Origin of the sequence: Paenibacillus sinopodophylli, assembly GCF_005930355.1 — a bacterium.
Classification (GTDB): domain Bacteria; phylum Bacillota; class Bacilli; order Paenibacillales; family Paenibacillaceae; genus Pristimantibacillus; species Pristimantibacillus sinopodophylli.
Map to the genome: position 1 here is coordinate 1,055,785 of NZ_VDBO01000001.1, position 25,282 is coordinate 1,081,066.

The window sequence follows — 25,282 nt, forward strand, 5'->3', positions numbered from 1 at the left end:
GATGGTAGTACGATTTATTTGCCAATCTCAAGTGCCTTCACGAACATCGATTTCGTTGCATTCAGAGCAGTTACGTTTGCTTCGTATGAACGAGTCGCTGCTATCATATCGACCATCTCTTTCGTAACATCGACATTTGGCATATTTACATAACCATTAGCGTCTGCGTCAGGATGAGTCGGATTATATATGAGCTTATTTGGCGATTGATCTTCCTTAATTCTTGTAACTTTAACGCCTTGTAAATTAGAACTACCACTCATTTGCTGAGAAAGCACACTTGAAAAGGATTGCTGCAACGGCTCCATAACAACCATCTTCCGCTTATAAGGCTGAAATTGTCCGTTAACAAAACTGCCCCTTGTCGTTTCAGCATTTGCTATGTTAGATGAAATGACATCCATTCGCAAACGCTGCGCTGACAATGCTGAGGCGCTTATATCAAACCCTGTTGACAACTTCATCTTTAAGCTCTCCCTTCAATTGCTGTACGCATCATTCTAACCTCATGATTAATTTGTTGGACATAAAAATTATAGCTGAGTTGATTTTTGGCCAGCAAAGACATTTCTCGATCGATATCAACATTATTTTCATTGTTGTTCATCGAAGTTGTTTCATCGGTTATTAATTTGGGTACAGGTAGAGTAGAAGAAGCTGATCCAATCGCAATATGCCTTTGATCGGTTCGTTTACCAGACAATTGCTGATTGCCCATCGATTGCTCTAGTAACTCCTCAAACAGAACTTCTGACCGTTTGAAATGCGGCGTATCACCGTTTGCCACATTGTTTGAAATGACGCGTTGCCGCATTTCTGATGCCTGAAGCGCGCCTTCCATTCTTTTAAAGGAAGCGCCATTCAACAAATTCACGTAGTTTCACCACTTTCACCTAGGAGATCTCTTTTACCTATTCAACAGATTACTGCTCATTCCTTCTTTGTTCGACAGTAAAAATTAAAAAAATGAGATTGAAGTGTCGATTTTTGCCGACATGATAATATTCAACAATTTCCTAATTTATTACAATAAGAAAAAAGCCCTATCTTTTTTATAAGATAGGGCTAAATTGATCGTATTGACCTATGTTCATGACTTCATTTTGTCTAATTCTTGCAATAATTGATGATTTAGGATTTTGATATATGTGCCTTTCATCCCTAACGACCTTGTTTCGATCACTCCGGCACTTTCAAGCTTTCTTAATGCGTTTACGATAACCGATCTTGTAATCCCTACTCGATCCGCAATTTTCGAAGCGACAAGTAAGCCTTCCTTGCCGTCAAGCTCTTCAAAGATATGCTCAACTGCCTCAAGCTCACTAAAGGACAATGATCCTACAGCAACCGCCACGACTGCACGACTGCGAACCTCCTGCTCGATCTCCTCTGTCCGTTCACGCAAAATCTCCATGCCAACTATGGTCGAACCGTATTCTGCTAGAATAAGGTCATCATCATCGAATGCACCTGACAAACGCGTTAACACAAGCGTTCCTAGACGATCTCCTCCGCCAATTATAGGTACAACCGTCATAATTTCTTGATCACCCAGACGCGGGAACGTCTCGTAAATCCCCGCATCCGGCTTCACATTCGTCATTGATTCCTGCATATCCAGAAAACGAACATTGCTCTCCTGAGGGAACCGCAGCTCCTCTGCTGATAATGCACGCATGAAATCATGATCGTATGCGTCCACTGCTGAACAGCCAAGTATCTTTCCTCTACGGCTGACTACGAACACGTTCGTCTGAATCGTGGTGCATAGCACCTCCGCCATTTCTCGGAAGCTGAGCGCTTTGCCGGCCGCGCGCTGCAGCAATCGATTCAACGTTCTTGTTTTTGTAAGTAAAGTCATTCTAATGCCTCCCAAAACTCATAGCAACTACAGTATATATTGACTCAAATCGCGATTTTGTGCAATGCTTCCGAGTTTTTCTCTCACATATTCTGGTGTAATCGTCATCTTCTCGAGTGATAACTCAGGCGCTTCAAACGATAAATCCTCGAGCAGCTTCTCTAGTATGGTATGCAAACGACGAGCTCCAATGTTTTCTGTATTACGGTTTACGTCTGCTGCAATTGAAGCAAGCTCGTGAATCGCCTCATCTGAGAAGGATATTTCAATCCCTTCAGTCTCGAGTAAAGCCGAATATTGTTTGGTCAATGCGTTTTTCGGTTCCTTAAGGATGCTAACGAAATCCTCCAAGCTCAAGCTGGTTAACTCCACCCGAATCGGAAAACGTCCTTGAAGCTCAGGGATCAAATCCGAAGGTTTGGCCACATGGAATGCGCCAGCAGCAATAAATAACACATAATCTGTTTTAACTGGTCCATACTTTGTCATTACGGTTGAACCTTCGACAATAGGAAGAATATCACGCTGCACACCCTCACGCGATACATCTGGTCCAGAGCCGCGAGATGGGCTTGCAATTTTGTCGATTTCATCTATGAAAATAATACCGGATTGCTCCGCCCTTGTAATGGATTCAGTAATGACATCGTCCATATCAATGATCTTGTTCGCTTCTTCCTGGGTCAGCACCTTCCGTGCTTCCTTCACAGGAAGCTTGCGCTTCTTGGGCTTCTTAGGCATGAGTTGACCGAACAGCTCTTGCATATTCATTCCCATGCCTTCAGGACCTTGACCGGAGAGCATATCCATCATGTTCGGAGAAGAGTCCTCTACTTCAATTTCGATTACCTCATTCTCAAGCTTGCCTGCTGCAAGCTGTTCTCTCACACTTGAGCGTTTCTGATGAAGGGCGTTCTCAATTTCTGGCTCTTCCTTAGGCTCATCATCCGATTGCTGTTGGTTACCGAATAGCATTTCGAATGGATTTTTAGAGGACTTGGCTTTCGCTGCAGAAGGAGCGAGCAACGATACGATACGCTCATTAGCGAGCATCTCAGCCCGATCCTTTACTTTTTCTGTTTTCTCCGTCTTGACCATTCGAATCGCCGTTTCCACCAAATCACGCACCATTGATTCAACATCCCTGCCTACATAGCCTACTTCGGTAAACTTCGTAGCTTCAAGCTTAACGAAAGGTGCCTTAACCAGCTTTGCCAGCCGCCGTGCAATTTCTGTTTTACCTACTCCGGTTGGTCCGATCATCAAAATATTTTTCGGAACGATTTCATCGCGCAGCGTCTCATCAAGCAAGCTTCTGCGGTAACGATTGCGCAGCGCTATGGCTACTGAACGTTTCGCCGGCTTTTGTCCAACGATATACTTATCAAGCTCCGCTACAATCTGACGTGGTGTCAGTGCATCATTTCCCATTATAAAATCCCTCCGATTTTTAGATCATCACTATGGCTTTCCGAAGCTTGGTCATCTATACAGAAAACGAATTGCGTTTACTCGATCTCTTCTACAATGATGTTGTGATTCGTGAATACACAAATCTCCGCTGCAATTTCAAGCGATGACTTTGCAATATCACTAGCACTCATTTGTGGTGCATGCCGTTGAAGTGCACGAGCAGCTGATAAGGCGAAGCTGCCGCCAGAACCAATTGCCAATATACCGTCATCCGGTTCAATAATCTCGCCATTCCCCGATATGAGGAGCAAGCCTGTTTTGTCCATTACGAGCATCATCGCTTCAAGTCTTCGAAGAACGCGGTCTGAGCGCCATTCCTTCGCCAGCTCAACAGCTGATCTTTGCAAATTGCCGTGATGCTCTTCTAGCTTCGCTTCGAACTTCTCAAATAAGGTAATTGCGTCTGCAACAGAGCCTGCAAACCCTGCGATTACTTGACCACGATAAAGTCTTCTTACTTTTTTGGCCGAGTTTTTCATAACCATGCTATTGCCGAATGTGACTTGACCATCCCCAGCAATTGCCCCTTTGCCTTCATGGCGAACGGCGCAAATCGTAGTAGCGTGAAATTGCATTTCCATTGCATTGCCTCCTCAAAGTTCCGTATATGAAATCAGCTTCCATGCTTACATTACGAGCCATTACTGCAAATGTTCCTTTTTAAATTGCTCTATCCCTGCAAGCGCCCGATTCGCGATCATTTCATTTTTTTCCTTCTTGCTCTTCATTCTTTTTTCAAGCGGCGGGAATAGACCGAAATTGGCATTCATCGGCTGGAAATGTTTGAAATCTGCTGTCGTGATATAGTTAGCCATGCTTCCAAGAGTCGTATGTTCTGGCAGCACAACAGGCTCCAGCCCACGAGCCAACCTCGCTGCATTAAAGCCTGCAATCAGACCCGAAGCTGCTGATTCCACATAACCTTCCACACCGGTCATTTGACCCGCGAAAAATAACGTTTCACGGTTGTTCAACTGATAAGTCGGTTTAAGCAATCGCGGCGAATTAATGAACGTATTGCGATGCATGACGCCGAACCGCACGAATTCTGCATTCTCTAGGCCAGGAATCAATGAGAATACCCGCTTCTGCTCTCCCCATTTCAGATGGGTTTGGAATCCGACCAAATTATAAAGAGTGCCTGCTGCATTATCTTGGCGTAGTTGAATAACCGCATGGGGAAGCTTACCCGTATGTGGGTTAATCAAGCCTACTGGCTTCATCGGTCCGAACAACGCAGTTTGCTTACCTCTGCTGGCCATAATCTCGATTGGCATACAGCCTTCGAAATAGATTTCCTTTTCAAAATCTTTAACTTCCGCTTTCTCGGCCGTTATAAGTGCTTCGTGGAAAATATCATATTCTTCCTCCGTCATGGGGCAGTTCAAGTATGCGGCTTCCCCTTTATCGTAACGTGAAGCCAAATAAACTTTGTTCATATCGATGGAATCTTTCTCCACGATTGGAGCAGCCGCATCGTAGAAATAAAAGTATTCCTCGCCAAGCAGAGCTTGAATTTGCGCAGATAGTCCAGGTGCAGTCAGTGGACCTGTAGCAATAACAACAATACCGTCAGTTGGAATCTCGGTTACTTCCTCATTGCGAACTTCGACAAGGGGATGGTCATGCAGACGGCGTGTTACCTCTCCGGAGAATCCGTCGCGGTCAACTGCCAATGCGCCACCTGCTGGTACAGCGTGCTGATCTGCACAACTCAGGATTAAGGAATCAAGCTGGCGCATTTCTTCCTTCAATACACCAACTGCGTTTGCAAGTCCATTTGCACGCAAGCTATTGCTGCATACCAGCTCTGCGAATTGATTCGTATGGTGAGCCGGTGTTTTCGTGACCGGACGCATTTCATATAAGACAACGGGTACTCCTTGTGATGCGATTTGCCAAGCTGCTTCACTGCCAGCCAAGCCAGCTCCGATAACGGTTACTTTTTGTGGTTGTGACAAAATCTTTCAATCCTTCCATGATATAATTCGCCTAACATTTAATAAACATTTGTCTAATGCTAAATGGTACAGCAACATACGACTGCGAATAAACAGCCCGTTGAACAACGGTGTCCTCCCTAATGCAAGGGAGGACGGCGGCGGTGTGCTTAATGAGATTAGATATAAGGATTTTTCATTTATTGGTTAAGAACAATGACTTCGCAATAACCTCGTTCTTAATCCATGTCTGTGCCTTGATCATCTTCATCAAGAACCTCTTCCGAGTAATCACAAGTTGCGCATATGAGCTTTACTCCGCTGCGATTCCGCTTTTCAACCAGCTTGGAATCTTCACATTGCGGACACGGCTTATTCGTCGGTTTATCCCATGAGACGTAATCACAGCCCGGATATTGATCGCAGCCGTAGAAGATTCTTCCTTTTTTACTGCGCCGTTCAATAATCTTTCCTTCTGCGCACTTGGGACAAGTGACTCCAATATCCTTAACGATCGGCTTCGTATTGCGGCATTCAGGAAATCCGGAACAGGCTAGAAACTTACCGAAGCGTCCCATTTTGTAAACCAGATGACGTCCACACTTCTCACATATTTCGTCAGAAACCTCATCCTGAATTTCGATTTCCTTCATCTCTTCTTCGGCTACTTCCAATCGCTTCTCGAAAGATTCGTAGAAATTAGCCAGAACCTTCACCCAGTCCTCCGTGCCTTCTTCTACATGGTCAAGATTGCCTTCCATGTTAGCTGTAAACTCGGCATCCAGAATTTCGGGGAAAAACTCCTCCATAAGCTGGATAACCAAATCGCCCAGCTCAGTCGGCATAAATTTTTTCTCTTCCATTGCAATGTATCCGCGTTTTTGAATCGTTTCGAGCGTTGGTGCATACGTACTAGGACGTCCTATACCCAGCTCTTCCAGCGTCTTCACAAGTCTCGCTTCCGTAAATCTTGGTGGTGGCTGTGTGAAATGCTGTTTGGGATCTATGGATTCGGAGCTCATCACATCGCCAGACGCGAGTGGCGGCAGAAACTTATGCTCTTCCACGGTTCCATCATCATTGCCTTCGACATAAATTTTCATGAAGCCGGCAAATTTAATTTTGGAGCCAGTTGCTCTAAACACCGTTTCTCCTGCTTGCAAATCAACCGTCATTGTATCAAGCACTGCCGATTGCATTTGGCTCGCAACGAAGCGTTCCCATACAAGCTTGTATAAACGAAACTGATCGCGGCTTAAAAACGGTTTCATCATTTCAGGTTCCCGTAGAACAGAAGTCGGACGAATCGCTTCGTGCGCATCCTGCGCATTACTGTTTTTCTTTGTGTACACTCTTGGCTGCTCCGGAACATATTCCGCACCATACTTTTGCGTCATATATTCTTTTGCTTCCTCTTGCGCAATTGGCGATATACGCGTTGAATCGGTTCTCATATACGTGATCAAACCAACCGTTCCCTCTTTGCCAAGCTCTACACCCTCATAAAGCTGTTGGGCGACGGACATCGTCTTAGATGCACGGTAGCCTAGCTTTCTAGCTGCCTCTTGCTGCAAGGAGCTGGTAATAAACGGCGGCGAAGGATTACGCAGTCTTTCTTTCTCACGTACATCAGAAACAGAGAACTGACTGCCGTTCATCGCGCGAAGTACCTTCTGCACTTCCGCTTCCGTGCCTAGCTCGCTTTTATCTCCATTAATGGAATGATACTTGGCGTCGAACGCAATACCCGAATGGTTCAGCTTTGCGGTAATTGACCAGTACTCTTCCGGAGTGAACGCATCAATTTCATTCTCACGATCAATGATCAGCTTAACCGCAACCGATTGGACACGACCGGCAGACAAGCCCTTTTTCACTTTTTTCCATAGTAGCGGACTAATCTTGTACCCGACTAGTCGATCGAGTATCCGCCTTGCTTGCTGCGCGTTTACCAGATCCATATTGATTTTGCGCGGTGTCTTGAATGCGTCCTTTACGGCCTGCTTCGTTATTTCATTAAATACAACACGACAAGTATCTGTCTCATCCAGCTCCAGGTAATGGGCCAAATGCCAAGCAATTGCTTCCCCTTCGCGATCCGGATCGGCTGCCAGAAAGACATGTTTTACTTTTTTGCTGGCATCCTTCAACTCTTTGAGGACACTGCCTTTACCGCGTATCGTTATGTATTTGGGATTAAAATCATTATCAACTTCGACGCCGATCTGGCTTTTGGGCAAATCGCGAATATGTCCCATGGATGCTTTAACGATATATTTGCTGCCAAGGTATTTCCCTATCGTTTTGGCTTTTGCGGGTGATTCGACGATAACTAAAGAATCTGCCATGTAAGGCGCCTCCTCTCTCCATTGCAAGCTATAAAGCAATATATATTGATCCGGGCTGCAATTCAATTTTTCGTTTTATACATAAATTTAGCAGAAGTGCGCTCAAATGTCCAAACGGGATAGCAGAAAGCTCGTGCAATTCGTTAATCGATAACGGTTGATCTCGCAATAAAGCGATCAATTTGCTCTCTTCTACACATAATTGGTTCCCCTTTGTATTCGGCGCAGAAACATTCTTTTTCTCTGCTTCCTTATATGCTAGTAAAGCAGCCGGCAGCCAATTCAATTCATCGATAATATCTTGAGCATTTGTTATAAGCTTCGCTTCACCACGTTTAATCAGTTCATTCGGCCCTTCACTCTTAGGCGATGATAGCGGGCCTGGTATGGCGAACAGCTCTCTGGACATGTCTGAAGCATGCCGCGCCGTAATAAGCGAGCCGCTTCTCGTAGCGCCTTCAACAACAACTGTCCCGACTGACAACGCGGCTATAATGCGATTTCGCTGATGAAACTGACCTGGATGCAGCGATGTGCCGATCGGCGTCTCAGAGATGAGCAGTCCTTGTTCTGCGATCCTATGAAACAATGATAGATTCTCTGGCGGATAACATCTGTCTATCGGTGTAGGCAGCACAGCAATCGTCCCTCCGGCCTCTTCAAGCGCAGCCTCGTGAGCTTTGCTGTCCACGCCTTTGGCCAGCCCGCTTACAACCGTCAAGCCCGTTTGAGACAGCGCTCTCGCAAGCGACGATGTCGTCTGTCTGCCATATGCGGTTGGCACTCTAGTTCCTACAATTGCAATTGACGGCCTATGCAGAAGCTCTAATCTACCTCTTGCATACAGAACCCATGGCGGCTGCGCAATTTCTTTCAATATTTGGGGATAAGCTGCGTCGTAGGGCGTCAATGTGACTGCATTTACTTTCGCAATCGCTTCAGACGGTTCCTTAGTCAGCATCCACGGCCGCTCTGCATAACGCTCAGCAGCAGCTTTCGCCTGATTGCGCTGCAAGCCTATGGCAAGTAAATCCTCAATACTCCATAATGGTTTATTCCATAATTGATGCAGGACGGCTTTCTGAATCGCATGCCATCCAATCCCCGGAATTTCGTGAAAAGCGATAATCATTTGTCTGCGAATATGTTGATTTTGCACCATAGCAACCAACCCTTTCTTTGCTTGGGCTGGCCTGCATTCTTATCTATTGTGCGTTACACGACATAAGAATGCAAGTCAGCCGATGAAATAATGGAAATATGTAAGAAGAAACGGCAGCTCCGACCTTTGGCGGCGCGGCGCGTTTCATCCCGAAAAATGAAGAGAAAGGATCGCGAAATCCTATCATTTTCTATATTTAAAACAAAAAAGCAACCTCCCAACTCCCGTTTTCGGGTCGTTGAGAGGTTGCTTACCTCATAGCTATGATTTAATTATTTGCGTGTAATGCACTTTTCAAGCAAGCCTTGCTCTTCAAGTACACTTACAAGTGTCGAGCCCATCTCGGATGGAGTTGGAGCTACTTTAATACCGCAAGCTTCAAGCGTTGCGATTTTCTCAGCAGCCGTTCCTTTTCCGCCTGAGATGATTGCACCAGCATGTCCCATACGTTTCCCTGGAGGAGCCGTAGCGCCGCCAATGAAGCCGACAACTGGTTTTTTCATGTTTGCTTTGATCCACTCAGCCGCTTCTTCCTCAGCCGTTCCGCCGATCTCACCAATCATGATTACTGCATAGGTATCTGGATCTTCGTTGAAAAGATTCAGAATATCGATGAACTCAGAACCTTTAACCGGGTCGCCGCCGATTCCTACTGCAGAGGATTGACCAATGCCGCGAGTCGTCAACTGATGAACAGCTTCATACGTAAGCGTACCCGAGCGGGAAATAACGCCAACGTGACCAGCCGTATGAATGTATCCCGGCATAATGCCGATTTTGCATTCATCCGGTGTAATTACGCCCGGGCAGTTAGGCCCGATTAGAACAGTTTTGCTGCCATCCATGTAACGTTTAACTTTAACCATATCCAGAACTGGAATACCTTCTGTAATACAGATGACAAGATCAAGCTCAGCGTCAACAGCTTCCATGATCGCGTCTGCTGCGAAAGCAGGCGGAACATAAATAACAGAAGCATTAGCGCCTGTAGCTGCTTTTGCTTGTGCTACTGTATTAAATACAGGCAATGATACGAGTGTGCCGTTTTCAAGTGTAATGTCAACGTTCGTACCGCCTTTGCCAGGTGTTACGCCGCCAACCATTTGCGTACCGTATTCCAGTCCGCCTTTTGTATGGAACAAGCCAGTTGCGCCTGTAATCCCTTGGGTAATGACTTTTGTATCTTTATTAACCAAAATGCTCACTCTTAACTCACATCCCCTGAATGAATTCGTATGCGGCCATTGCCACACAGCAAGTTATCTTATTTCACGAGAGCGACAATCTTCTGCGCGCCGTCCGCCATGGAATCCGCAGCCACGATGTTCAATCCCGATTCTTTCAAAATGTTTTTACCGAGTTCTACATTCGTGCCCTCAAGACGTACAACGAGCGGACGATCCAAGCCAACTTGCTTCGCTGCTTCAACAACGCCGTTAGCAATAACATCGCAACGCATGATTCCGCCGAAGATGTTAACGAAAATCCCTTTAACCTTCTCATCGGACAAAATGATTTTGAATGCTTCAGTAACCTTCTCAGCTGTCGCACCGCCCCCTACGTCTAGGAAGTTGGCAGGGTCGCCGCCGTAATATTTAATAATATCCATTGTCGCCATTGCAAGACCCGCTCCATTAACCAAACAGCCGATGTTGCCATCAAGTGCTATATAGCTAAGGTCGTATTTGGAAGCTTCGATTTCTTTCGCATCTTCCTCTTCCAAGTCGCGCAGCTCAACGATATCTTTGTGACGATATAGTGCATTGGAGTCGAAATTAAGTTTCGCATCAAGTGCAATAACTTGTCCGTCGCCAGTAACGACAAGCGGATTAATTTCTGCAATGGAAGCATCTTTCTCTACAAATGCTGTGTAGAGGGAGATCATGAACTTAACTGTTTTGTTAACAAGCTCATTCGGAATGTTAATGGCATAAGCCAATTTACGAGCTTGAAACGCTTGCAAGCCTACTGCTGGATCAACGATTTCTTTGAAAATTTTCTCCGGGGAATGCTCAGCAACTTCTTCAATCTCCGTGCCGCCCTCTTCCGAAGCCATTATAACGACCCGACCTGTACCACGGTCCAATACTACGCCGATATAATATTCTTTCTTGATGTCACAGCCTTGCTCGATCAGAAGACGCTTCACTTCTTTGCCTTCCGGACCTGTTTGGTGAGTAACAAGCACTTTGCCCAGTATTTCGCTGGCATACGTGCGAACTTCGTCGATGCTTTTTGCTACTTTAACTCCGCCCGCTTTACCACGGCCGCCTGCATGAATTTGTGCCTTCACGACAACAACCGGTGTTCCGAGCGCTTTAGCCGCTTCAACAGCCTCGTCTACGGAGAAGGCTACTTTACCTTCTGGCACGACGACACCATACTGTTTCAGGACCGCTTTCCCTTGATACTCATGGATATTCATTGTTGAAATCCTCCATTTCACAGACTGAGATCAGTCATATGTACACAAACCTCTATTATTGTAGCACCTTTCCCCACTCGTTACCTTATTTTCATACATAATTAATACGGCTTTTTTGATATGGGTTTCATCTCAATTTGAGATTAAATAAATTAAACCTGTTGTTGCGGGCATTTATGGGTACGGAAACTACGCCCTCTAGTATGACCCAAACAGAAGCTGCATACCCGATTATTTTAAATATTGACAATGGAATCCATTCTAATCTATGATATTGGCAAATTCATAAATACGGATCAGAATGGTTAGGAAGCACCTTCATTCTCATACATGGAGGGGCTATTTGTTATGTTCAGCGTTATTCAAGGTGCAAGCGTATATGGCGTAGATGGCAAAAGCATTTCAGTCGAGGTCGATATTTCAAGCGGCCTTCCCCAGATTAGCATTGTTGGGCTGCCTGACCCCGCTGTACGAGAATCAGTCGAGCGCGTTCGAGCAGCGCTGAAAAACAGCGGCTTCACCTTCCCTCTAGACCGCATCACTGTTAATCTTGCTCCTGCTGATCTACGCAAAGAAGGCACCGCTTTCGATCTGGCTATTGCAGCTGGAATTCTAACAGCCAGCGGTCAAATAAACGATGCTCCATTCGAGCGTACACTGCTGATTGGAGAACTATCACTGAACGGAAGCGTCCGTCCCGTTCCCGGTGTATTAGCCATGATTGAGCAAGCAAAACGCAGCGGCATTGAGCGTATCCTGCTGCCAAGCGGCAATGTCAAAGAAGCTGTCTGGATATCGGGTATGGAACTGTATGCCCTTAATCATTTGAACGAGCTCGATTTGAACAAGAAGAAGCAAGCAGATTGGACGCATATTCGCGTGCCACTAGGGAACATGTCTGCTTATGGCAGTACGAATAGCCCATTATCCGTTGCGGCGCTTGAGTCAATCGGCGATTATGGCGATGTGATTGGTCAGCACCAAGCCAAGCGTGCCATGCTCATAGCAGCTGCAGGCAAGCAAAACATTCTTCTGAGCGGTCCTCCCGGCACCGGCAAGACCATGATGATTCGCCGCCTTCCAGGCATACTACCTCCATTAACTGAGCAGGAAGCGCTGGAAGTTACCAAAATATACAGCGTAGCAGGCAAGCTGCTCGACGGCTCACAAGGCTTGATTGCTCAAGCTCCCTTTCGCGCTCCTCACCATACCATCTCAACAGGGGGCTTGATCGGAGGAGGTTCGATTCCGAAGCCCGGTGAAGTTACTCTTGCTCACCGCGGCGTTCTGTTTCTAGATGAGCTGCCGGAATTCCCGAGACAAGTGCTTGAAGTGCTGCGGCAACCCCTTGAGGATCGTATCGTAACCATATCCCGCTCCAAAGCGGTATTCCAATTTCCTGCCGATATCATGTTAGCCGCTTCATATAACCCCTGCCCCTGCGGTTACTATGGCTACGAGTATGGAGATAAACATTGTACTTGCAGTGCCTCTCTGATCAGTCGTTACCGCTCCAAGATCTCAGGCCCTCTGCTCGATCGGATTGATCTGCAGCTGCAGGTTCCGCGTCCAATCTCGCTGGAGCAGCAAGCATCAAGTCCCACTCTAACTACACAGCAAATGAAAGAGCTGGTCTTACAAGCTAGAAGCTTCCGACTTGCCCGGACTACAGAAAAGAACAGCATCCAAACTGCCGGTGATCCGACGACTGGAGCTGCCCTGCGCAAAGCGATAAGCTTAAAACCAGAAGCGCTGCACCTGCTTGATCATGCCTTTGAAGTACTCGGCATCAGTATGCGCGCCTATGATCGAATACTTAAACTGGCTCGTACCATTGCCGATCTGGAAACCAGCGAATCCGTCGAAGCCGAGCATGTTGCAGAAGCCATTCAATTTCGCGGATTAGATCAGATTATTCATTAGATAAACAGCAAATGGGCTTTCACTGTTGTTACTGACATACAGTGAAAGCCTTCTATTGTTCATAGACTAGAATGCTCCCTCGTAATGGCGGCATTCGGCGATGCCGCCATCCAAGCGATTAATAGTTACTGCAACGACATCGAATCGCTGCGGCGCATCTATTCGTCCAATGCTTTTCAAATAAACTTGAGCTGTATTCCGTACTTTTTGCTGCTTGCGATAATCAACGGACTCAGCTGCTGTGCCGAATTTCCCCCCCGCTGTTCTTGCGCGCACCTCCACAAATATAAACCTGCCATCTAGCTCTGCAATAACGTCTAGTTCTCCGCTGCGGCAACGCCAATTGCGCTCCAATATCGCGTAATCAGCAGCAAGCAAATAGTCGCATGCCGCCTTTTCACCAAGCTCACCCGTCAGCTTTCTATTAATCTTTATGCGAAGTGCGTCTGAAGGAGCGGTTTGATCAGCCATTAAGCATATCCCTCGCTTTACGATCTGATCGGTAAACGAAGCTTAATATTTCTGCAACTAGTGTATACAGCTCTGGTGGAATCTCCTGATCCACATCCAGCTTAGAGAGTACCTCAACTAAGGAAGAGTCCTCTTGGACAGGGATGCCATTCTTCTTCGCCTGCTCCAATATGAGGTCAGCCAGATGACCTTTTCCTTTGGCAACCATAACCGGAGCTGACCGTTCCCCAGGCTGGTACTTGAGTGCTACAGCTTTTTTCATTACTCCTTGCTGCGGTTTTTTGTCTTCTTCATTGCTCATATGCGATAATCCACTCCCTTGTAACGGTTCGTGGAGAATGCTGATAATTCAGATCTCGCATGATTCTTCGCGGCTATTGCCGCCCCAGTTGGTTCATCCTGCTGCATATCATTTGACTTAGGCAGCGGTGTTGTCCGAAGCGATAGCAGTTGGTAGCCTGCAGCCTGCAGGCTGTTTGTGATTTCTGCCTTTGAAGACTCTGCCAGTGTCGATATAGCAGGATGATCATTCCATAGATTAAGGCTTACAATTTTGTCCATTACATTCACGTCAACCATCGTGTCCCCAAGCGTGCTCATCGACAAGTTAAATAGCAGCCTGCAATTAGACGAGTCGAGCTCTCCCTTGCGGCCCCGCCTCGTCTGAATGTGAACCGACGCGGTTTGTTGTCCATCTTGGCTATTAAGCGGAATAAACATGGTCACATGCGTAAGCACCGAATTGTTGCGCTCTGGCGTTAATAAAAGCTGCTGTCCGGTAATTTGCTGAACCAGCTGCTGCGCAGTTTCCTTAATAGCAGGAGGTGTGTGCTCTGATGATACAAGCGACAGAAGCGCGCTTTTTAAAGATTCATGCTGTACAGGCTGCGATCCGTCCGATGATTGCAAGCTGTCCGCAATAACAGACACAACTGCGGCGGAAGCCCGCTCAATCCCTTGCCTTCCATCGGGGGCTCTGGCAGCCAGCTGCTCTGGCGTTTCATCCGACAAAGCAGCAGACTTAGCAGCTGTATGCGTTGTTTCCAGCTTATCTTCACTCGCCACTAGTGGCGTGACGACAGACGAAGCCGCCGTACTTTGTGCGGCTGTAGCTGGCTTCGCTTGCTCCGCTGATAATGGCGGCGGAGCAGTTGCACCTGTCGCTGTCGAAGGAGCTGACGCCTGTGGCGCAGCTGGTGCTGGTTGACTCGTCTGCGGATCACTCGCAGCTGCTTTGGCAAGTTGAAACTCATGGTCAACGCCCATCCATTTCATCATTTGACCAAGCCAATTTGGCTGATTAACGTTTGCTTTCAACACTGGGGGCTGTCCATCGTCACCAGACTGCGCATCTCCGGACGTATTAACGACGGCTGGAGCCGTTTGGTTTTGGATGTCCAGTTTTCCAACAGGAGCTGCTTGGGCTTTGCCAACAGGCAACTCCGAGCCCGCTTCATTTAAATTATTCGGTGCTGAAGCGGCAGTCGTTGCTCCACGCAGCAGCTCCATCCCTTCGTTCAGCAGGGCTTGAATGCGAGCAGCAGTTTGCTGGACACTTCTGCTTTCGTTCGTATCATGAGCAGGTTCACTTGCGAATGCTGTAAGCTGCTGCTGAAGGGTATCCAGCAGGTCGTGCGTACTCCGACCGAACATTACCTGCTGCATTGCGCCTACAGTTGCTCCTGTCATAGGCAAACCTCGCTTAAACGTTGCCGCGCTAGCCTGCATCCACTGCTCCGCGTCACCACCAGATGGCATCGCTGCTGCTGCCTGCTGGAAGGCCTGTGCTACATCTCGGTTTAAGATAACACCGTCCTTGCGCAACTCTTTAACGATCTGAGCCGCCCATTTCTGTTCTGGCAAGGCAAGCTGCTTAGCCCATTCCTTGAAAGTATCCTCCGGCAAGCCTACTTGACCAGGCTCAACGGGCTTCAGCATAACAAGTGCACCACTCGATTGTGGCTGAACCTGCAGCATTGCTGTTTGACCTGGTTGAAGTGGCGCCTCCAGCTTTGCACGTACTTGTACACCATTAATTTGAACAAGCGCTTCGTTGTTATCCGACACTTGCAAGACCACACCGCGAACAACTTGTCCAACCTTGAGCTCTACCGCTCTTGTATCTGCACTAGAAGCCTCTCCTAAGAAGCTTCGCATCATTTGACTAATATTCATCTATTTATCCGCCTCCGCTGCTACAGCGTCAATCTGATCTATTTACCGACTGCGTAAGTCCATAACGCTTATATCGGTCATTGTAACCAAAGCATGAAGCGATTTACTCCATAAATTTGCGATAAAAAATAACGTTCAACCATTACACTAGGCAACCTTTGCCTCGCACAATCGATTGAACGTTATTTTATTCCATCTCCATGTTAAAAAAGGGAAAGCTGCTCCTCACTGAACAGGTTGCCCAGAAACGATTTTCGATGCAGGCGGCTGGGACCGTTCTCAAGCAATCGCTCCCTATGCAGCTTAGTTGCATAACCCTTGTGAATCGCAATGCCATAGGCGGGATACTCCAGCTCCCACTCTTCCTTGCAAAGCCTGTCCCGTGTAACCTTGGCAACAATGGATGCTGCCGCAATAGTTTGGCTGGTTGCATCACCTTTGATAATCGACTGCTGAGGCAGCTGTACATCAACTTTCTCTGCATCAATTAGCAAATAATCGGAAGGCACTTCTAAAGATTCTACAGCGATCTTCATAGCGAGCCTAGCCGCTTGCTTAATATTGATCCGATCAATCGTCTCAGCATCTACCCGTGCGGCCGACCAAGCGACGCATTCTTTCAATATCACATCATATAATTGATCGCGCTTTTTCTCCGATAGCTTCTTCGAGTCGTTTACACCTTCGATAATCAAGCCTGGCGGTAGAATGACAGCCGCCGCTACGACATCACCGAACAAACAACCACGACCAACTTCATCAACGCCAGCTAACGCAGTATAGCCTTCTTGCCATAACGACTGTTCGTACTGCAGCACGTTACGTTCCCCCGTTTCACATCAATAAGGTGGTGCTTCCAGCGTGATTCGGCCGAGCTTGCCCGAACGCAAATCACGTAAGATAATTCCCGATGTTTTCTCCAAATCAACGTGTCCACCGCTAATGAGGCAGCCTCTCCGACGTCCGATATCTTCCATGACACGGACAATCTCATCCGAATCGCTGGCATCCTTAGGAGGTGTCTCAAGCTCGTAGCGTTCTTTCATATTCGGCCAGTAGCGATCCACCAATTCGCGCATGGCGAAAAACGCAATGTCGTCCACATTTAGAATTTGCTCTCTGATTGCACCAGTCATCGCAAGACGATAACCGACCAGCTCATCCTCAAACTTCGGCCAGAGAATACCTGGCGTATCCAGAAGCTCCATCTCCGTACCAACCTTAATCCATTGCTGGCCCTTTGTAACACCTGGACGGTCACCTGTTAAGGCGATGGCTCGACCGGCAAGCTTGTTGATCAGCGTTGATTTACCAACATTCGGTATGCCGACAATTAGACCGCGAATCGCTCGCGGATTGATTCCTTTGTTAATTTGACGCGTAATCTTCTCATGAAGAATCTGTTTGGCCTTCAGCGGAACCTCGCTTACTTTCGTCCCTGTTGAAGAATCGATAGCGATGGACTCATGTCCTTCATTGCGGAAGTACGCCATCCATTGCTCAGTTGTTTTTGGATCTGCCAAATCTGATTTGTTCAGAACAATCAGTCTAGGCTTGCCGTTTAATATTTCTTCAATCATCGGATTGCGGCTTGATAACGGAACTCGAGCATCCAACAGTTCGATGGCAAGATCGATTAGTTTCAGCTTGTCTTGTATTTGCCGTTTCGCCCGTGTCATATGACCCGGGAACCATTGAATGGTCATTTACTCACCTCATTTAGTCCAGTGCTTAATGAATTCCAGCTTATTCAGCGGCCAGAATATAATATCCGCACGGCCTACAATTTCTTTGTCGGATACAAAACCGATTACTCGGCTATCCGTACTATCACTGCGATTATCGCCAAGCGCAAAAATCGTATCTTCTGGAACGACTAGATCCGCTACGTCAGAAGTCGAACCCTTTTCATTATAAAGCTCGCCATTCGCATGCGCGGCTTCAACGGCTTCTTTAATGTAAGGCTCTTCAATTTTCTTATCATTAATATACAAGTCGTCACCATCAAGCTTAATTTTGTCGCCCGGTACGCCGATAACACGCTTAATAAATTTCCGTCCTTGCTCAGGCACGTCGAATACGACGACTTCACCAAACTTAGGCTCACGAATAGAATACAAAATTTTGTTCACGATCAGACGTTCGCCCGTCTCAAAGTTTGGTTGCATGGAAGGTCCATCAACGATAAACGGCGAGAACAAAAATTGACGTATAAGAAAAACGAGAACAACCGCAATGACTAATGCTTTAATCCATTCTACGATTTCCTTATAAGCTCCGCCCTGCTTTTTAGTCCCAGAAGCGTGAACTGCTGAGCGATTAGGTATAGTTTGCTCGTTATTCGCAAGGTTCTGCGTATCCTTCACATCCTGGTCATTGACCAGCTCGTCATTACGCTGTTGAGAGTCCACTCTGCTCGCCTTCTTCCCATATGCTGTAATATGTAACGACCTTTAGAAATAACGAAAAGGAGCTTGTTTGCGCAAGCCCCTCTTGTCGTTTGTTCTTAACGAATTTCTTTAATACGAGCAGCTTTTCCGCGAAGACTACGTAGGTAGTACAATTTCGCGCGACGTACTTTACCACGGCGAGCCACTTCGATTTTTTCGATTTTAGGCGAGTTAAGCGGGAAAGTTCTTTCCACACCAACACCGTAGGAAATTTTACGCACTGTAAAAGTTTCGCTGATTCCACCGCCGCGACGTTTAATAACAACGCCCTCGAACAATTGGATACGCTCACGTGTTCCCTCGATAACTTTTACATGAACTTTTAGCGTGTCACCAGGACGAAAGTTCGGTAGACCTTGGCGCAGGTTTTCTTGCGCAATTGTTTGCAAAAGATTCATTTGATTCACTCCTTCCACCATAGACGTTCTTATAAGCTCACCGAATTCCTCTGAACCGGATCATCGCTGATAGCGGACCGTCCGACTTTACGAACAACATTAGAAATTTTACCATACACAGCCCAATAATACAAGACGATTTTTTATTCCTTTTTCATGTATACTGAAATATGACAAACACCGACAGAAGAGGTGACTAAATTGCAGCATCATTCCCATTTCACTAGAGCAATCAGAAAAGGGGGCACACTTGTAGTTCTTCTATTAATCGTGTTATCAGCACCGACTCGCATATTTGGTGAAGCGCAGACCTTTAAGGATACTAACGGACACTGGGCAGGCTCCTACATATCCTGGGCGATTGATCAGAAGCTAGCAAAAGGCTATAGTGATGGATCTTTTAAGCCGAATAACCTCGTCAACGAAGCTGAATTTTTGGCCATGCTCCTTCGCACTTATCGTTTGGCTAACGAATCTCCCTCTGCTAGTGATGTCTGGTCGAAGCCTTACTATGATTACGCAAACAGCCACGGCTGGCCGCTCATCTCAGGTCAGTCCAATCAAGACCTCAGACGTGGTCAAGCGGCATTGCTGCTTGCATCGGCTGCAACCGGCAGCTCTTTCACAGAAACTAGTGCCATCGGATGGCTGCTTAACGAGAAAATATCAAGTGGACGTACTTCCCCGACCGTTGCCGGCTTCGTTCCAAACGGTAAGTTGACACGTGCTGAAGCGTTGACCTTCTTCTATAATCTCAAACAACACTCGAATGAGCTGTCAGACAAAAAAATCGTGAGATCGGCAGACTCCCTCGGCAATATCGTATTAAACGACACCTTAGACAAGCTTCAGAAGACGCAGGGCAAGCCTAAACGCATTGACCCAAGCGAATACAGCTTCTCTTGGCATGTCTATTACGATGACGACTACCGTCATTACATGATGTTCGGTGTACATAATGCTCGCGTAGTCGCTCTCTTCTCGAACTCCGGCAGTGACTGGACAAGCTCTTCTGGCATAACGATCGGACAAACCCTCGCAGCAGCGAAGAAGCTCGCCAAAAACACCTCTAGTGCTGAAAAGAAAGATGACTACTATACATATACTTCAGGTACTGAGCGGGTCACTTTATTTTTTGACAAACATGACGCTGACAGAGTCGCAGGAATGCTGACGATGCATCAGACTATAGCTAAGCCAACCAAATCAGCTTATACAACCAAGCTTGAGTCTGCATTCGAGCAGCAGCTCTTTGATCTGGCGAATGCAGAGCGCGCAGTTCGCGACATCCCGCTCTTACAATGGGACAAGCTGGCAGCAGCGGCGGCCCATGGACATAGCGCAGATATGAGCAAACGAGACTTTTTCGACCATATCAATCCCGACGGTACCTCTCCTTTCGCCCGTATGAAGGCAAAGGGGGTTAAATATCATTCCGCAGCTGAGAACATCGCAGCCGGCTATCAAGGAAGCATTCATGCACATTACGGATGGTTAAACTCCAAATCAGGCCATCGTGAGACGCTGCTAGACAGCAAGCTAAAGAAGCTTGGGACTGGCGTTGCCGTTGGCGGGAGCTATCAAGTCTATTATACCCAGAACTTCTATACGCCATAATTTACCTTCATAATCATGAACAATAGAAAGCCGCTGCGGGCAACCGCTGCGGCTTTCTATGTTCTTATTCGGTTTAGTATTAATCAGCTTGCTGCGCCGCTCGCTTCCGACGATCGGAAAGCCATCTTCGTTCCTTATCTGTAAGCTCTGCAGTTTCCAGAAGATCAGGACGACGCTCCTGCGTTCTTACCAGCGATTGTTCACGGCGCCATACCTCAATGTTGGCATGATGACCTGAAATCAGCACGTCAGGTACCGCCCAGCCGCGAAACTCAGACGGCCGCGTATAGTGAGGATGCTCCAGCAGCCCTGTACTGTATGAATCGGTAACAGCAGACGTCTCATTTCCCAGAACCCCCGGCAGCAGACGTACAACACTATCAATAAGCACCATGGCAGGGATTTCTCCGCCTGTCAGCACATAATCACCGATTGACAGCTCATCCGTAACGAGATGCTCTCGAATACGCTCATCATAACCCTCATAATGACCGCATATGAGCACCAGATGCTCCTCTTTGGCAAGCTCTTCCGCAATCTGCTGGGTAAACTGTGCACCTTGCGGGCATAACAGGATAACACGGGGCTTAATATCCCCGTCAATCTTGAGATCCTCAACAGCTGCGAACACAGGCTCTGGCTTCAACACCATGCCGCCGCCGCCGCCATAGGGGTAGTCATCCACCGTATTATGTTTATTGCCGGAGTACGCTCTGAAATTAATTGCTTGCGGTGTGACAAGTCCTTTATCCTTCGCTTTCCCCAGAATGCTGGCGTTAAATACGCCATCGAACATTTCAGGAAACAGCGTTAGCACATCTATTTTCATCGACTAAATCAATCCTTCCATCAAATGGACCGTCACAACTTTCTCTTTCTTGTCTACCTTCAGAAGCACATCATCAATGACAGGCAGCAGAAGCTGCTTGCCTGAGCCTTTAGGACGGTCTACAACCCATACGTCATTGGCACCTGGACTCAATATTTCTGAGATCACGCCAAGTTCCTCGCCCTCATCGGAAACGACACGGCATCCGATAATTTCGTGATAGTAATACTCGCCCTCGTCAAGCGCTTCTTGCTTGTCCTGTGATATCTTCAGCACCCAGCCTTTATATTTCTCGACTTGATTAATATCAGTGAAGCCTTCCAATTTCAATATGTATACATTTTTATTCGCCCGTGAGCTTATAATTTTCACTTCCAGCGAAGCTCCGGATTCTTCGCTTTTCATAAGCAGCTTGTTGCCTGCTGCGAAACGCGTCTCCGCAAAATCCGTTTGTGATAAAATTTTCAGCTCTCCGCGAATACCGTGCGTGTTTACTACCTTGCCAACCGTAAACCATTTCTCGTTCATAACAACCAGCCCTTCATTCATATATAGCTTTATTATACATGCAAAAACGGCTTCGTTCCATGACAAGGGACGAAGCCGCTTTGTTAAGTACTTTGTTAAGTAGAATAAACTTGATTCGCCCTTGCATAAGAAAAAGGCTAGGACGTTGATCCTAACCTTCTTCCCTTTCGTGCATCATGACAAAATGTCAACGATGACGCGCTTTTGCGATTTGACGGAAGCAGAAGTCACTACCGTACGCATCGCTTTCGCTATGCGTCCTTGTTTACCGATGATTTTACCGATATCCTCGGGGTGAACCGAGAGCTCGTATATCGTGCCACGGTCATCATCCTTCACATTGATTTGCACCTGATCAGGATGATCAACCAATGCCTTCGCTATGACAAGAATCAATTCTTTCATCTCAAGGCCCTCCGCTGTTCAACAGTTATTTCTGTTGCCTAAGCTCATGGAACTTTTTAAGAACACCTGCTTTGGAAAGCAAGTCGCGAACGGTATCAGAAGCTTGCGCTCCAGTTTGCAACCATTTCAACGCTTTCTCTTCGTCAATCTTAACTTGAGCCGGTTGTGTAACCGGGTTGTAAGTACCGATTTCTTCGATAAAACGTCCGTCACGCGGCGAACGGGAATCCGAAACGACTACGCGGTAAAATGGAGCTTTGTGAGCACCAATTCTTTTCAAACGAATACGTACTGCCATGAAAATTCACCTCCTTCAAAGAGTAAACTGCCGTTAAAACGGGAATTTCATATTTTTTCCGAGCAAGCCCTTCAGGCCTTTCTTGCCGCCCTTCGGACCCATCATGGATGAAAATTGCTTCATCATTTTCTTCATGTCGTCGAACTGCTTAATCAAGCGGTTAACTTCGACAATCGATGTACCGCTGCCAGCAGCAACGCGCTTGCGTCTGCTGTGGTTAAGCAGCTCCGGCTTCTGTTTCTCCTCTTTCGTCATGGAGCGAACAATCGCCTCGACCCGGCCGATTTGCTTCTCATCGACCTTCATATCCTTCATGCCCTTCATCTTGTTCATGCCGGGCAGCATATCCATAATTTGATCAAGCGGTCCAAGATTGCGAACCTGCTCCATCTGCTCTAGGAAATCATCAAACGTAAATTCTGCTGTACGCATTTTACGTTCCATTTCCTTCGCTTTGTCTGCATCAATGTTCATCTGCGCTTTCTCGATCAAAGAGAGCATGTCGCCCATGCCGAGAATACGAGAAGCCATACGCTCCGGATGGAATGGCTCCAAGGAGTCAATCTTCTCACCCATTGCCGCGAATTTAATCGGACAGCCGGTAACAGCCTTGACCGATAACGCAGCACCGCCGCGCGTATCTCCGTCAAGCTTCGTCAATACAACGCCTGTTAAAGCAAGCTGTTCATGGAAGCTTTGAGCTACATTTACCGCATCTTGACCGGTCATTGCATCCACAACGAGCAACACTTCATCCGGCTTCGTAATCTGATGAATCTGCTTCAGCTCTTCCATCAGCTCTTCGTCGATGTGCAAACGGCCCGCTGTATCGATAATGACATAATCATTGCCATTCTCTCTCGCATGCTGTAGTCCTGCACGCGCAATTTCGACAGGTGATGTCTGGTCACCTAAGGAGAATACTGGCGCATTAATTTGTTCGCCGAGCACTTGAAGCTGCTTAATGGCAGCTGGTCGGTAAATATCACAGGCAATCAAAAGCGGTTTATTGTTGCTCTTCTGAAGCAGCTTGGCCAGCTTTCCGGACGTCGTTGTTTTACCAGCACCTTGCAAGCCTGCCATCATAATGACGGTTGGAGGCTTGTTCGCCTTCGCCAGCTTGCTCTGCGTACCGCCCATAAGCTCAGTCAACTCTTTGTTTACGATATCGATGACGACCATGCCGGGCGTGAAGCTCTTGGACACATCCAAGCCGATAGCTCGTTCCTTCACCTTCGCGATAAAGTCCTTCACGACTTTAAAGTTAACGTCTGCCTCTAGTAGAGCCAGTCGCACCTCACGCATCGCTTCGCTAACATCTTCCTCGGAAACCTTACCTTTGCCTCTCAGCTTGCTGAACACATTTTGAAGTCGACTCGATAAGCTCTCGAATGCTGCCATGTACCGTCACCTCCATTCATTATGTATTATTCATTCAGCTTCAGTTGGGCAATAGTATGGATAAGCGACTGCCTGTCCTGTTCGGCAATGGCAAGCTCATTCACACTGTTTACCAGCTGCAGTGTTAATTGTTGAAGCGATTCATGTCTCACCAGCAGGCTCAGCTTGCTCTCATAGCTCTCCAGTACCTGCTCGGCACGTTTGATATGCTCGTATACAGCCTGTCTGCTAATTCCGAACTCCGCTGATATTTCACCAAGGGAGAAATCATCATGGAAATAATATTTGAGAAACGTCCGCTGCTTCTCAGTCAAGAGCGGCTCGTAAAAGTCGAACAACAAGTTTATTCGGGTTGTCTTGGACAAGGCATCTGGTTCATTTGCTTTCATCCCCTCAGCCCCTCCTGTTATGTCGCTTGTTATACCGACAAGGTAAACACCTTTACACCTGACAACGTCTTTTATCATACATGACGCATAGGCCCCTGTCAAGCTTTTCCCCTTGTCACCTTATAAAGCCGCCCACGTGATGGGAAATGGTCGATTTAACAAGTATTATTCTGCTGACTTCTCTGCCTCTTCCGCATCCTCGCGCTGGATTAAGCCCGCAAACAGTGCATGGATGAATTGCTCCGAATCAAATTGCTGAAGGTCGCCCATCTTCTCGCCAAGCCCAACTAGTTTAACCGGCAAACTTAGCTCGTTACGAATTGCAATTACGATACCGCCTTTCGCAGTACCATCCAGCTTTGTCAGAACAAGTCCTGTAACACCGCTTTTCTCGCCGAACAGCTTCGCTTGACTAAGCGCGTTTTGACCCGTCGTTGCATCCAGCACGAGTAGTACCTCATGCGGGGCGTCCGGCAATTCACGCTGAATGACGCGGAATATTTTGTTCAATTCTTCCATTAGATTCGTTTTGTTCTGCAGTCGTCCAGCCGTATCACAAAGAAGGACATCTACGCCGCGCTGCTTAGCAGCCTGAACAGCATCGAACATGACGGCAGCCGGATCTGCACCGGATTGCTGCTTAATGACATCTACGCCAACGCGCTGTCCCCATACTTCTAGCTGCTCAATCGCACCCGCACGGAACGTATCTCCCGCCGCCATAAGCACGCTTTTTCCTTCGCTTTTAAATTTATGTGCAAGCTTGCCTATCGTCGTCGTTTTGCCAACACCATTCACACCAACGAATAGGATAACCGTAATGCCGCTCGGTGCCATGCGCAGATCAGATTGATCATCGCCCTTCATGAGGTTAATGAGCTTCTCCGACAGTACAGGCTGCAAATCAGCAGCATCCTCTATCTTCCGTTTCTTCACTTCTACGCGAAGATCATCAATTAGCTGCATAACGGTGTTAACGCCCACATCCGCGCCGATCAGTATTTCCTCTAATTCTTCGTAAAACTGCTCGTCAATCTTTTTGCGGCGCGTAATGAGCTCTTCTACCTTCTCTACAAACGCGGTGCGGGTTTTGGCCAAACCTTCCTTGAAAATATTCGTTACCGCTTCCGTTTTCGTCGCGATGCTTTCCTTCAGCTTCTTAAAAAAACTCATCGTTTCCACTCCCCAT

The 25,282-nt window shown here is 47.1% G+C and carries 26 protein-coding genes; 2 read left to right on the top strand and 24 right to left on the bottom strand.

The window, feature by feature from the left end:
- Window positions 1-14 precede the first annotated feature (14 nt).
- The 10 genes from flgC to sucC all read right to left on the bottom strand — a co-directional run bounded on the left by flgC (window position 15) and on the right by sucC (window position 11,209).
- Window positions 15-464 carry a flagellar basal body rod protein FlgC gene (gene flgC / locus FGT79_RS04680; RefSeq protein ID WP_138751593.1) on the bottom strand — a complete coding sequence of 150 codons (450 nt, stop codon included), beginning with the start codon at window positions 462-464 and terminating at the stop codon, window positions 15-17.
- A 2-nt stretch (window positions 465-466) separates the two neighbouring features.
- Complete coding sequence (gene flgB / locus FGT79_RS04685; RefSeq protein WP_138751594.1) at window positions 467-874, bottom strand: flagellar basal body rod protein FlgB; 408 nt, start codon at window positions 872-874, stop codon at window positions 467-469.
- Window positions 875-1,090: 216 nt separating this feature from the next.
- Window positions 1,091-1,861 carry a GTP-sensing pleiotropic transcriptional regulator CodY gene (gene codY / locus FGT79_RS04690; RefSeq protein ID WP_138751595.1) on the bottom strand — a complete coding sequence of 257 codons (771 nt, stop codon included), beginning with the start codon at window positions 1,859-1,861 and terminating at the stop codon, window positions 1,091-1,093.
- Window positions 1,862-1,888: 27 nt separating this feature from the next.
- Window positions 1,889-3,292, bottom strand: coding sequence for an ATP-dependent protease ATPase subunit HslU (hslU, locus tag FGT79_RS04695; protein ID WP_138751596.1), 1,404 nt, complete (start codon window positions 3,290-3,292; stop codon window positions 1,889-1,891).
- A 77-nt stretch (window positions 3,293-3,369) separates the two neighbouring features.
- On the bottom strand, window positions 3,370-3,915 hold the full coding sequence (gene hslV, locus FGT79_RS04700) for an ATP-dependent protease subunit HslV (protein ID WP_138751597.1): 546 nt from the start codon (window positions 3,913-3,915) through the stop codon (window positions 3,370-3,372).
- 60 nt (window positions 3,916-3,975) lie between these two features.
- Window positions 3,976-5,295 (bottom strand): FADH(2)-oxidizing methylenetetrahydrofolate--tRNA-(uracil(54)-C(5))-methyltransferase TrmFO, encoded by a 1,320-nt coding sequence (gene trmFO / locus FGT79_RS04705; RefSeq protein ID WP_138751598.1) that lies wholly within the window; start codon window positions 5,293-5,295, stop codon window positions 3,976-3,978.
- A 218-nt stretch (window positions 5,296-5,513) separates the two neighbouring features.
- A complete protein-coding gene (gene topA, locus FGT79_RS04710; RefSeq protein WP_138751599.1) occupies window positions 5,514-7,622 on the bottom strand; it encodes a type I DNA topoisomerase in 2,109 nt (702 codons plus the stop codon).
- 28 nt (window positions 7,623-7,650) lie between these two features.
- Entirely contained in the window at window positions 7,651-8,784 is a 1,134-nt protein-coding gene (dprA, locus tag FGT79_RS04715) for a DNA-processing protein DprA (protein ID WP_138751600.1), read from the bottom strand.
- Window positions 8,785-9,056: 272 nt separating this feature from the next.
- Window positions 9,057-9,989 (bottom strand): succinate--CoA ligase subunit alpha, encoded by a 933-nt coding sequence (sucD, locus tag FGT79_RS04720; RefSeq protein ID WP_138751601.1) that lies wholly within the window; start codon window positions 9,987-9,989, stop codon window positions 9,057-9,059.
- A 59-nt stretch (window positions 9,990-10,048) separates the two neighbouring features.
- Window positions 10,049-11,209, bottom strand: coding sequence for an ADP-forming succinate--CoA ligase subunit beta (gene sucC, locus FGT79_RS04725; RefSeq protein ID WP_138751602.1), 1,161 nt, complete (start codon window positions 11,207-11,209; stop codon window positions 10,049-10,051).
- 348 nt (window positions 11,210-11,557) lie between these two features.
- Between sucC and FGT79_RS04730 the strand changes: the two genes are divergently transcribed.
- A complete protein-coding gene (locus tag FGT79_RS04730) occupies window positions 11,558-13,132 on the top strand; it encodes a YifB family Mg chelatase-like AAA ATPase (RefSeq protein WP_138751603.1) in 1,575 nt (524 codons plus the stop codon).
- 66 nt (window positions 13,133-13,198) lie between these two features.
- Here the strand turns inward: FGT79_RS04730 and FGT79_RS04735 are convergent, their stop codons facing one another.
- The 7 genes from FGT79_RS04735 to rplS all read right to left on the bottom strand — a co-directional run bounded on the left by FGT79_RS04735 (window position 13,199) and on the right by rplS (window position 18,626).
- Window positions 13,199-13,603 carry a YraN family protein gene (locus FGT79_RS04735; RefSeq protein ID WP_138751604.1) on the bottom strand — a complete coding sequence of 135 codons (405 nt, stop codon included), beginning with the start codon at window positions 13,601-13,603 and terminating at the stop codon, window positions 13,199-13,201.
- Window positions 13,596-13,904 carry an EscU/YscU/HrcU family type III secretion system export apparatus switch protein gene (locus FGT79_RS04740; RefSeq protein ID WP_138751605.1) on the bottom strand — a complete coding sequence of 103 codons (309 nt, stop codon included), beginning with the start codon at window positions 13,902-13,904 and terminating at the stop codon, window positions 13,596-13,598. The genes FGT79_RS04735 and FGT79_RS04740 overlap by 8 nt, the downstream gene beginning before the upstream one ends.
- Window positions 13,901-15,778 carry a hypothetical protein gene (locus FGT79_RS04745; RefSeq protein WP_138751606.1) on the bottom strand — a complete coding sequence of 626 codons (1,878 nt, stop codon included), beginning with the start codon at window positions 15,776-15,778 and terminating at the stop codon, window positions 13,901-13,903. The genes FGT79_RS04740 and FGT79_RS04745 overlap by 4 nt, the downstream gene beginning before the upstream one ends.
- A gap of 203 nt (window positions 15,779-15,981) precedes the next feature.
- Window positions 15,982-16,596, bottom strand: a complete 615-nt coding sequence (locus FGT79_RS04750; protein ID WP_138751607.1) for a ribonuclease HII — start codon at window positions 16,594-16,596, stop codon at window positions 15,982-15,984.
- A gap of 21 nt (window positions 16,597-16,617) precedes the next feature.
- On the bottom strand, window positions 16,618-17,484 hold the full coding sequence (gene ylqF / locus FGT79_RS04755) for a ribosome biogenesis GTPase YlqF (protein WP_138751608.1): 867 nt from the start codon (window positions 17,482-17,484) through the stop codon (window positions 16,618-16,620).
- A gap of 9 nt (window positions 17,485-17,493) precedes the next feature.
- Entirely contained in the window at window positions 17,494-18,105 is a 612-nt protein-coding gene (gene lepB / locus FGT79_RS04760; protein ID WP_246096308.1) for a signal peptidase I, read from the bottom strand.
- 179 nt (window positions 18,106-18,284) lie between these two features.
- Complete coding sequence (gene rplS / locus FGT79_RS04765) at window positions 18,285-18,626, bottom strand: 50S ribosomal protein L19 (protein ID WP_053375699.1); 342 nt, start codon at window positions 18,624-18,626, stop codon at window positions 18,285-18,287.
- Window positions 18,627-18,827: 201 nt separating this feature from the next.
- Between rplS and FGT79_RS04770 the strand changes: the two genes are divergently transcribed.
- The gene (locus FGT79_RS04770; protein WP_171056074.1) at window positions 18,828-20,243 is read left to right on the top strand and encodes a CAP-associated domain-containing protein; all 1,416 of its coding nucleotides are present in this window, start codon (window positions 18,828-18,830) and stop codon (window positions 20,241-20,243) included.
- A 79-nt stretch (window positions 20,244-20,322) separates the two neighbouring features.
- Here FGT79_RS04770 and trmD read toward each other — a convergent pair whose 3' ends face one another.
- From trmD to ftsY, 7 genes are all read right to left on the bottom strand, one after another.
- Window positions 20,323-21,072: a tRNA (guanosine(37)-N1)-methyltransferase TrmD gene (gene trmD, locus FGT79_RS04775; protein WP_138751610.1), complete on the bottom strand. Its 750-nt coding sequence runs from the start codon at window positions 21,070-21,072 to the stop codon at window positions 20,323-20,325.
- A 3-nt stretch (window positions 21,073-21,075) separates the two neighbouring features.
- Complete coding sequence (gene rimM, locus FGT79_RS04780) at window positions 21,076-21,600, bottom strand: ribosome maturation factor RimM (RefSeq protein ID WP_138751611.1); 525 nt, start codon at window positions 21,598-21,600, stop codon at window positions 21,076-21,078.
- A gap of 174 nt (window positions 21,601-21,774) precedes the next feature.
- Complete coding sequence (locus FGT79_RS04785; protein WP_138751612.1) at window positions 21,775-22,005, bottom strand: KH domain-containing protein; 231 nt, start codon at window positions 22,003-22,005, stop codon at window positions 21,775-21,777.
- Window positions 22,006-22,030: 25 nt separating this feature from the next.
- On the bottom strand, window positions 22,031-22,303 hold the full coding sequence (gene rpsP / locus FGT79_RS04790; protein WP_138751613.1) for a 30S ribosomal protein S16: 273 nt from the start codon (window positions 22,301-22,303) through the stop codon (window positions 22,031-22,033).
- Window positions 22,304-22,336: 33 nt separating this feature from the next.
- Window positions 22,337-23,704, bottom strand: coding sequence for a signal recognition particle protein (gene ffh, locus FGT79_RS04795; RefSeq protein WP_138751614.1), 1,368 nt, complete (start codon window positions 23,702-23,704; stop codon window positions 22,337-22,339).
- Between the two features lie 26 nt (window positions 23,705-23,730).
- Entirely contained in the window at window positions 23,731-24,093 is a 363-nt protein-coding gene (locus tag FGT79_RS04800) for a putative DNA-binding protein (protein WP_138751615.1), read from the bottom strand.
- Between the two features lie 165 nt (window positions 24,094-24,258).
- Window positions 24,259-25,266, bottom strand: coding sequence for a signal recognition particle-docking protein FtsY (gene ftsY / locus FGT79_RS04805; RefSeq protein WP_138751616.1), 1,008 nt, complete (start codon window positions 25,264-25,266; stop codon window positions 24,259-24,261).
- Window positions 25,267-25,282 lie beyond the last annotated feature (16 nt).